The 8,488-nt window shown below is 51.0% G+C and carries 5 protein-coding genes and 1 tRNA gene; 1 reads left to right on the top strand and 5 read right to left on the bottom strand.

Annotated elements, in window-relative coordinates:
• Positions 1-59: 59 nt before the first annotated feature.
• Both AMF_RS10100 and AMF_RS10105 read right to left on the bottom strand, forming a co-directional pair.
• Entirely contained in the window at positions 60-2,891 is a 2,832-nt protein-coding gene (locus AMF_RS10100) for a hypothetical protein (protein WP_012659160.1), read from the bottom strand.
• Positions 2,892-3,236: 345 nt separating this feature from the next.
• Positions 3,237-3,320: transfer RNA gene (locus tag AMF_RS10105), tRNA-Leu, on the bottom strand.
• Between the two features lie 110 nt (positions 3,321-3,430).
• Here AMF_RS10105 and AMF_RS10110 point away from each other — a divergent pair.
• The gene (locus tag AMF_RS10110) at positions 3,431-4,852 is read left to right on the top strand and encodes a metallopeptidase TldD-related protein (protein WP_010269123.1); all 1,422 of its coding nucleotides are present in this window, start codon (positions 3,431-3,433) and stop codon (positions 4,850-4,852) included.
• A gap of 429 nt (positions 4,853-5,281) precedes the next feature.
• Here the strand turns inward: AMF_RS10110 and ychF are convergent, their stop codons facing one another.
• The 3 genes from ychF to AMF_RS10125 form a co-directional block, all read right to left on the bottom strand.
• The gene (gene ychF / locus AMF_RS10115; RefSeq protein ID WP_010266702.1) at positions 5,282-6,376 is read right to left on the bottom strand and encodes a redox-regulated ATPase YchF; all 1,095 of its coding nucleotides are present in this window, start codon (positions 6,374-6,376) and stop codon (positions 5,282-5,284) included.
• A 180-nt stretch (positions 6,377-6,556) separates the two neighbouring features.
• Entirely contained in the window at positions 6,557-7,090 is a 534-nt protein-coding gene (ispF, locus tag AMF_RS10120; RefSeq protein ID WP_010269126.1) for a 2-C-methyl-D-erythritol 2,4-cyclodiphosphate synthase, read from the bottom strand.
• A 306-nt stretch (positions 7,091-7,396) separates the two neighbouring features.
• Positions 7,397-8,092, bottom strand: coding sequence for an IspD/TarI family cytidylyltransferase (locus AMF_RS10125; protein ID WP_010269128.1), 696 nt, complete (start codon positions 8,090-8,092; stop codon positions 7,397-7,399).
• Positions 8,093-8,488 lie beyond the last annotated feature (396 nt).

The following is an 8,488-nucleotide window of genomic DNA, read 5'->3' on the forward strand; positions in this document are numbered from 1 at the left end:
TTTAAAAGAGGGAGCAGCGCAAACAGATTCGATGAACGGCTGCTTTGAAACGGTGTTGCCTACCTGGTTGCACCGAGCGCGACTGGCACCGCTGGTGCCACGGACGGCTCTTGCAACGTGTCTTGCTGTCTGTTACGCAGTAGATACTCCACAGTTAGCGAGCACAGCAGTATCAGAATCAGCGTGCATGGCAGGCCCGATGCCACTGCGATGTCGCAACTCGCCAAGTGTGTTACGCATCGACTCCTAATTACACCCACGTATATAGCAGCAATCAATATCGCAGCGAGCGCGGATACCATGAAGATTTTACAGGACGTGCTAGCCAGCAATGCTAGGAGCACATCACGCACAGGAGGGCACGTGGGCGCATTTCGGCCTTCCATGCTTGGGCGTATTTCCAGTGTTTGTGGCGCCCGGGCAGGCACACCAAAATGCCCTGCGCCGCTACCATCCATTCTCAGCTGCTGTTCTACCCATTGTGTGTACGCCTCCGATTCCGGCGCACATGCTGCACGTGTGTCGGGGGCTGTTGGATCTCCCGCTGCACTATCCTGACTGTCTGGACGCTCAGATGGCTCGTCACGGTTTGGGGTTAACGCACTGATAATACGTCTGACTATAGCTGCTATCCTTGCCAATATGCCATCTTGGCTCTCAGCGGCTTCCTGCTGACAAACCGCGGGCGGCGCAAGTTCGGTTGCTTGCATTGGCTGCGTGCCACCACCGCTCGTGTGGCCAGGTATGTTGCCCATTCCGAACTGCGCAGTTGGCAGAACAAAGCGCGGAGCATTTTGCCGGATTTGTTGTGGTGCACTCTCCTGTGCTAAATCCGTGACGCTGCGGCTTTTTTCAGTCAGAGTTACTGCCGACGACAATGCAGGCTCTGAGCACATTCTACTTAGTGACATGCTGCGCCCAACACGCACATGATGGATAGATGCTGCGTGGCCGTCTTGCACATCCCATGGCTGAGACGCAAAAACTGTCATATACTCCTCCGCAACGGCAAGTGCGCAATCGGCTGCACTGGCATTTGGCACGTGCTCGTGTTCTTGATTGACTGGAGCAACAACACTCGCTGCGGCAATTTGCGGAATCACGCGCGCCTTTTCCCTGACGAACATCACGCACTCCACGAGCGTGTTGAGTTCCGCACCTGTGCTGCGTACTACCGGCAAAAAGCTTCCTAAAGTGCACATTAGTGAGGACTGCCCTGTTGCGTTGCTGAATATGAGTTGTAGCTCCTCCTCAACTTGCTTGGTGGCAGTTAGTGCCAGAGGCCGCTCCCCTAATGTGGATTCCAGCAGCGCCCACCTGGACGTACCGGAATGCTGCGATTGGGCGTTAGAGTCTTGTTTTACCTGGAAGTTTACTGCTAACACTATTGTAAACCTCTTGCTGCAGAGCCGTCTGCATGAAGACATTAAATTGATAAATTTGGCCAGATGCTCGACTGACGGTTCAGAGTTTGGGTCATTTTTCACCACAGAGAGCGACAAACACCCACTGGTGGCATCGGACCTCTGGCCATACAGCCCCAGTTTGGCGAAATGTGACGAAAGCTCGGCATCTATTTGGATGCCATTATCAACTGCAATGTGGTAGGGGAATACATCAGGTAGTTCCTGCACGTACAAAAGATCTCCACGTATTCTGTGTAGCGCCATATCGTAGGCACGAGTTACTTTTTCGGTAATAGGAAATGCGCAACTATTGAGGTCTGGTGCATTTTTCCCGTAAACAAAAATGTACCCCATAAGTGCAGGATTCTTCGCACACTCGCGTGATTTGGACTGTGATGTGTAGTAAGTAAGTGCGCATATAGCCCCCAAATTGTATGGGGTGCGTGATACAAATTGCTGCATTTGGAGGTCGAATGCAGCCTGTTGATGCTCGTCGCCACCGGCATTAGCGGCCAGCAAGTAGCGGTACAGCTGCAATACTTGGCTTGCTTGCAACATCGTACGTAGCGCCTGCACATTGCCGCGTACAAATTTTAGATGCTCTGCCGTCAGCAGGCTGTCGGGAATTTCTGCGCGCAGCACGATTGTTAGTATCCCGGATGGTTTTTGTAATGAAAGAGCCAAAATTTCGTGCAGTATGGCGTTACCAGGAATGAAAAAGGACGTGCAATGATGGGTTACCTTGTGCGAAACGTAATGGTCAAGATCGCGCACTGTACAGGTATCTGTCTGGGTGCAAAGCTTCAATGCAATACCAAGCTTCCTATTGACATCCTCTGGACTATCGCTTGCTGTTACTTTGCAGAGCGTGTGGGATGCGAGCACAGACAGAATGTACATATTGCAGAAGTTGCACAGCACATAGGCGGCACGGCAGAAGAACTGATGCAAATCTTCCTCCTGAGCTGCCGTCACGGCAAAGGTCATCACTCCCCGTGCATTCCCACAAACATCTGTAAAAGAACCTGTGGTGACGCGCACAGGTGGAATAATCAGCCGTTGCGTGTGCTCACCTGTTTGACTGTTAGTTCCCCGACGTAGCGGCGTAAAAGCCTCCTGCGCCTGCGGCGACGATAGAAGCTCCAATATGGATGATACGACCGATATGCGGTTTACTGCATTGAGCTTGACCACTGCCGACGCATTTTGGGGCCCAGCATCTGACATAGCAATTTGGTCGCGGTCCAATGTAGGATTGGTAGATCCTTGCACCGAAGCTGCAGCACTAGGGTTCCCAGCAAAATTGGAATCGTCATCGCGGCGAAACCACGACGACTTCGCGTTGAACTTGTACATATCTACTTTAGGAATCTTATAAGGAGCCTCTAGTAGAGGCCACTGACGGGACCATACAACACATTCTGTGCTTTGTAAACCGAGATATGCAGGCACTTCTGGGTAATCCGCGTCCGTGGCGGAGCTCATAATATGAGCACATACCGTGCACGTTCCAACAATATCCGCATTGCGTCTACTCGTATTGCGTGGCTCAGCACCACTCTAGACTTCCCACTGATTGTTCTCAAAGTTGGTGGCGTGGCAAACTCCCAATCCGTGGGTAGGGGCAACCGTTACACATCCAGCACACCTACACAGTATTGTGCGGATGGCTTTACTGGTTGCTGTGGCCGAGGACCACTCCGAACTATTCCACTGCATGCGGATTGTTAGTGCCAGTGCAGGTGGGTAGTGGCACACCGCTAGTACCGGTTGCGCACAACAAGATGCCAACCACCCGAGATGCGTAAGCAATTAATCATGGAGCAAGCGTGCCCGAAAGAAGACTCGAACTTCCACGACCGTAAGGCCACTAGCACCTGAAGCTAGCGCGTCTACCAATTCCGCCATTCGGACTTTGTACCGTCGGAAGTCACCTGCCAAAGAGGCCGCGCACCCCCGAATTAAGTTGATTATTCAAGACCACAAAGTATATTGTTACAGTTTATACAGACAAAAGCGCAAGAATGGAAGTTTTCGATGCAGAGAGGGTGTTCTTTGCTCAAGTAGACAGGGAAAAGCTAGGTGGCCTCGTTAGAGATGCGCTGCACCGCTCCGATGGGGGGGAGCTGTTCCTGGAATTTTGCAATGCAGAGTCTCTCAGCATAGAAAATGGCGTAGTGAAGAATGCTGATTTTACCTTCCGCAGGGGTTTTGGCCTTCGTGCATTCCACGGAGAAAGTACCACTATTGTGTGCTCTTCCGAAATAAACGAGCGCGAAATACAGAAAGCCGCCTCCCTAGTCAAAAATGCGGGCGGCAAGGAAGGAACGCATGTAGTAAGTTTGTGCGAGCCTGGTGCGCCACTGTACCCTCAGACAAACCCTGTGAGTGAAGTACCATTCGCAGATAAGATAGGCGTCCTACAAAGCATCGATGCATACCTGCGTGGCGCAAATCCGCATGTGGCTCAGGTCAAAGTGGCAATTAGCACCCAATGGCAGGTGGTGCGTATTGTGAGAAAAGATGGCAGCGAAGTTGGCGATGTAAGGCCATTGGTCAGGCTTGATGTATACGTACTTCTAGAAAAAGGCGGGAGAAAAGAACACGGTAGGTCGGGCCACGGAGGCAGAGCTTTATGCTCGGAATTTGTGAGTGAGGCGCAGTGGAAGAAAGTCGCAGATGAGGCTCTGCGCCAATCTATGGTAAACATGGAGGCAGTGGCCGCTCCCGCGGGGGAAATAACCGTGGTGCTTGGGCCGGGATTTCCCGGAGTGTTACTACACGAAGCTGTGGGTCATGGTTTGGAGAGTGATTTTAATCGTAAGAAGATCTCCGCCTTTTCTGACGCTATGGGAACCAAAGTAGCCGCAGAAGGCATCACGGTTGTTGATAATGGAGCAATGGCAGGCCGCAGAGGGTCTCTTAACATAGATGATGAAGGTACCGCATCTCGTTACAACGTGCTAATAGAGAACGGGGTTCTGGTCTCATACATGCATGACAACATGAACTCCAAGCTTATGGGCGCATCCTCCACCGGCAATGGTAGAAGGGAAAGCTACAAAAGCGTTGTAATGCCGCGTATGACAAACACGTACATGCTGCCCGGTGACTACGCTCCTAACGAGATAGTCTCAAGCGTGAAACGTGGCATATATGCCGCTGATTTTGGTGGCGGACAAGTTGACATTACCTCAGGCCAGTTTGTGTTTTCGGCTTCGGAAAGCTACATGATTGAAGATGGTAAAATGGGGCGTCCGCTAAAGGGCGCCACACTCATCGGGAGTGGGCCTGACATCCTCAAAAAAGTGTCTATGGTTGGTAACGATTTGTCGCTAGATACCGGCACTGGCACGTGCTCCAAAAACGGCCAAAGTGTACCAGTATGCGTTGGCCAGCCCACGTTGAAGATTGACGCAATCACAGTTGGTGGCACAGACATGTAGCTGGTGCCCGATGCTTGCCATTTTAGGAGGCTGGCCCATAGTGGGCGGATGGCTTGTTGCGCTGTGCACTGCCCGTGTACCTACTAACGTGCTAATGTGTGTTGATCAACCATTACTCCCCGCGCTCGGCCTGCGGTGCCTGCACCATATACAACTGTCCACAGGCCCCCAACCGGGCACTGTCTGCTTTTTGTGCGCGTAGCCATATAGCCACACGACCAACACAGTGGCATAATTCCTTGGGTGACAACGGCGCATGTGCTACCACGTGTGCACCGGAGAATCTGCGTGCTGTCGCATAGCAGACATCATATCTCCCACACTGAAGTCGGCCACAATCGTGAACTTGGCGCTAAAGTTGCAGCCCAGTGCAGTAGGCCTCGCAGCGGAGGTTGCCTCAGCGCAGCCGGGCCTAGGAAGCGGCGCGTATTACTTGTTCACTCTGAAATGTATCACGTCCCCATCCTGCACTATGTAGTCCCTTCCCTCAAACCTTATCTTTCCTGCTTCTCTGCATCCAGACTCGCCGCCATACTGCACATAATCCTGGAAACTCGTGGTTTCTGCCTTGATAAATCCCTTTTCAAAGTCAGTATGTATAACCCCAGCGGCCTTGTCGGCCTTGGTATTCCGCTTAATTGGCCATGCCCGGGCCTCTTTCGGCCCTACAGTGAAGAAGGTTATCAAATCTAGCAGTGCGTACATATTGCGGACCGCAACATCTATGCCCGATTCCTCCATGCCAATCTCTGCCAGAAAAGTTCTTCTTTCATCTTCGTCATCAATGCTAAGAACGTCAGTCTCCAGCTTTGCCGAGAGATAACAGCATTTACTGCCCCTGGCCTCAGCCATTTTACTCACCAAAGCCGAGAGAGCGTTGCCTCCCACCACGTTTGTATCCTCGACGTTACATACGTACATCACAGGTTTGCTCGAGAGAAGTTGCAGCTGCTTTAGCTCTTCCGGATCCACACTGCCAATAGCGCTCCTTGCGGGCTGCCCGCTTTCAAGCGTTTTGAGAATTTCCTCCAATACAACAAGCCTGCTCTTGTCTTCCTTGCCGGATTTGACTGCCTTTTCCAAATTCGGTAGGCGGCGTTTGATGCTGTCTATATCGGCCATGATCAGCTCCATTTCCACTACTTCCGCATCACCAATAGGATCAACAACTTGGTGTACATGGCTGACGTCACCGTCCTCAAAACAGCGCAGCACGTGCATTATTGCATCTACCTCTCTTATGTGGCCGAGAAATTTGTTTCCCAGCCCTTCGCCGCTGCTCGCACCCTTAACCAACCCAGCAATGTCCACAAACTCCACCTGGCTGAACACAACATTTTGGGAGCCGGCAATGGATGCCAGCGTTTTGAGCCTCGCATCGCGCACTACGGACATGCCCTTGTTGGGTTCAATCGTGCAAAACGGGTAATTGGCCATCTCCGCCGCCATAGTTTTGGTGAGCGCATTGAACAGAGTAGACTTGCCCACGTTGGGTAACCCTACTATTCCGCAATTTAACCCCATAACGAACTTATAATTGTCTCAATAGCAGGGGCATTCTAACACCGAATCAAAATTTGAGGTACTACATTTACTCTCTTCCACCTCGCCCTCGTGGGCCTTATGTAGCCGACCATGAGCTCAAAATTACCCTAACGGGCTCCAGAGCGGAGATTGCACGCATTGTAAGCAGATTTGCCAATACTAACCACGGGGATTTTCACTGCCCGGGTTGGGTGCCGCCGCGGTGACTTTGCGGCACAGTACCACAGCGTGCGCAGCGATGCCCTCGCCCCGTCCGATAAACCCAAGCTTTTCTGTAGTCACTGCTTTTATGTTGATTGCTGAGGCATCTATGCTCAACAGCTTGGACATAAACAACTTCATCTTGGGAACATGCGGGATAATTTTGGGGAGCTCACATACAATAGTAAGATCAAAATTCAGCACGGCATAACCTTTGGCAAGGGCCTTATTCTGTGCTTCTAGCAAAAAGTGTGTGGAACTCATATTTTCCCATCGGGGGTCTGTGTTAGGAAAATGCTCACCTATGCTTCCCTCTCCCACACAGCCTAGCAAGGCATCCACCAACGCGTGTGTGCCTACATCGCCGTCTGAGTGCGCCTTTATTTTCCTATGGAATGCTATTTCCACCCCGCACAGGACAATATGGCCGTTTTCAGGTGGAGAGGCAGCAAACCCATGCACATCATAACCTATGCCCACCCTGAAAGGCACCGCCCGTACCGCAGTAATCAAAGACGGCAGTCTACAGCAGTAATGGACAATATGCAATGCGTCTGTAGGCGGTATACCGGGGGTAGAGGCCTATCAGCAATGACCGTGGGCAAGGACTATGCACAATGTGTTTGCGGCTGGTAACTGCAGCATTGTCTGACACAACTTTTATTGTATCAACCACAGGTAATGTCTGGACAACCCCTGAGTGCTGCGTGAGTGCATCTGTAACTTTACTTTCCGCATTGCTTGGGTGCGGTAGTAACGGACAATACGCAATGCGTTGTAGGCGGTGGTAACTATACCTTAATTATGAGGAACACTGGAAAGGTGTAGCTCTGCCTGTAATATATCCTCAGCTGTGGTGATTTTGAAATTGTTACGGCTCCCCTCAACAACCGCAACTGACATCCCGCACTCCAGCATGACTGATGAATCATCCGTGAAATACTGATAGGGGTTTGTGCGGTGCACCGCGCTGTGGCACGCAAGCACATCTCGGTATGTGTACACCTGCGGAGTTTGTACTATACGCGCAGTTTCCCGATCTACACTTCCCACTATGGTATTGTCTGACACGACTTTTATTGTATCAACCACAGGTAATGTTTGGACAACCCCTGAGTGCTGCGTTAGCGCGTCTGTGACTTTACTTTCTGATATTGCTTGGGCAAATGGACGGCATGCATCGTGGATTACCACAATACTGGGCTTCATGCCATCCAGGCTTTCTAAGCCTATGCGTACGGAATCTTGCCTTCTATCGCCCCCATATACCGGAGGCAGGAGCCTGTCTGCAATCGCCGAAGGCAGAGATTTTATGGCATTTTGGTAAAATACGTCGTGCCCCTCTCTTATGACAACCCTCACCTTGTATATGTAAGGCGCGAATGAGCTAACAATGGAGTACCACAACACTGCCTGCTTGTGAATTTTCACATATTGTTTGGGTAACCCAGCAACGCAGAGCCTACTACCCTCTCCAGCAGCTACAACAACCATCACACAACTGCGCATATAGGAGGAAGGTAAAAGAACAGGCACCAATGGTACACTTGTTTGGGGCATTTTCCAAGTAAGTTAAATATAGCCCGATAGTAAGGCTTTTAAGCATTTTACTACTATATCATTGATGGCAACTGAAAATTGTAAGCCTTAATCTTTGTTCTTGTTGATACATACACACCACTATGTTAGCTTGACGGTGCAGCACGTGGTTGCACCTTCTTGGTGTAGGTGTCCATAACGCTGCATGAAAAGGTGCCGTTCAGAGGTTGCGCGCGCAATGCGTACGCTTGTTGGACTGTTTCCTACGTAGATCCTGTGTAATCCACTGAGGTTGATGACGCACTGCTCATCAAGCAAGGGGGTTGTTCTTTTTGTTGTGTAATTCAAAAC

The sequence above is a fragment of the Anaplasma marginale str. Florida genome (assembly GCF_000020305.1).
Classification (GTDB): Bacteria; Pseudomonadota; Alphaproteobacteria; order Rickettsiales; family Anaplasmataceae; genus Anaplasma; species Anaplasma marginale.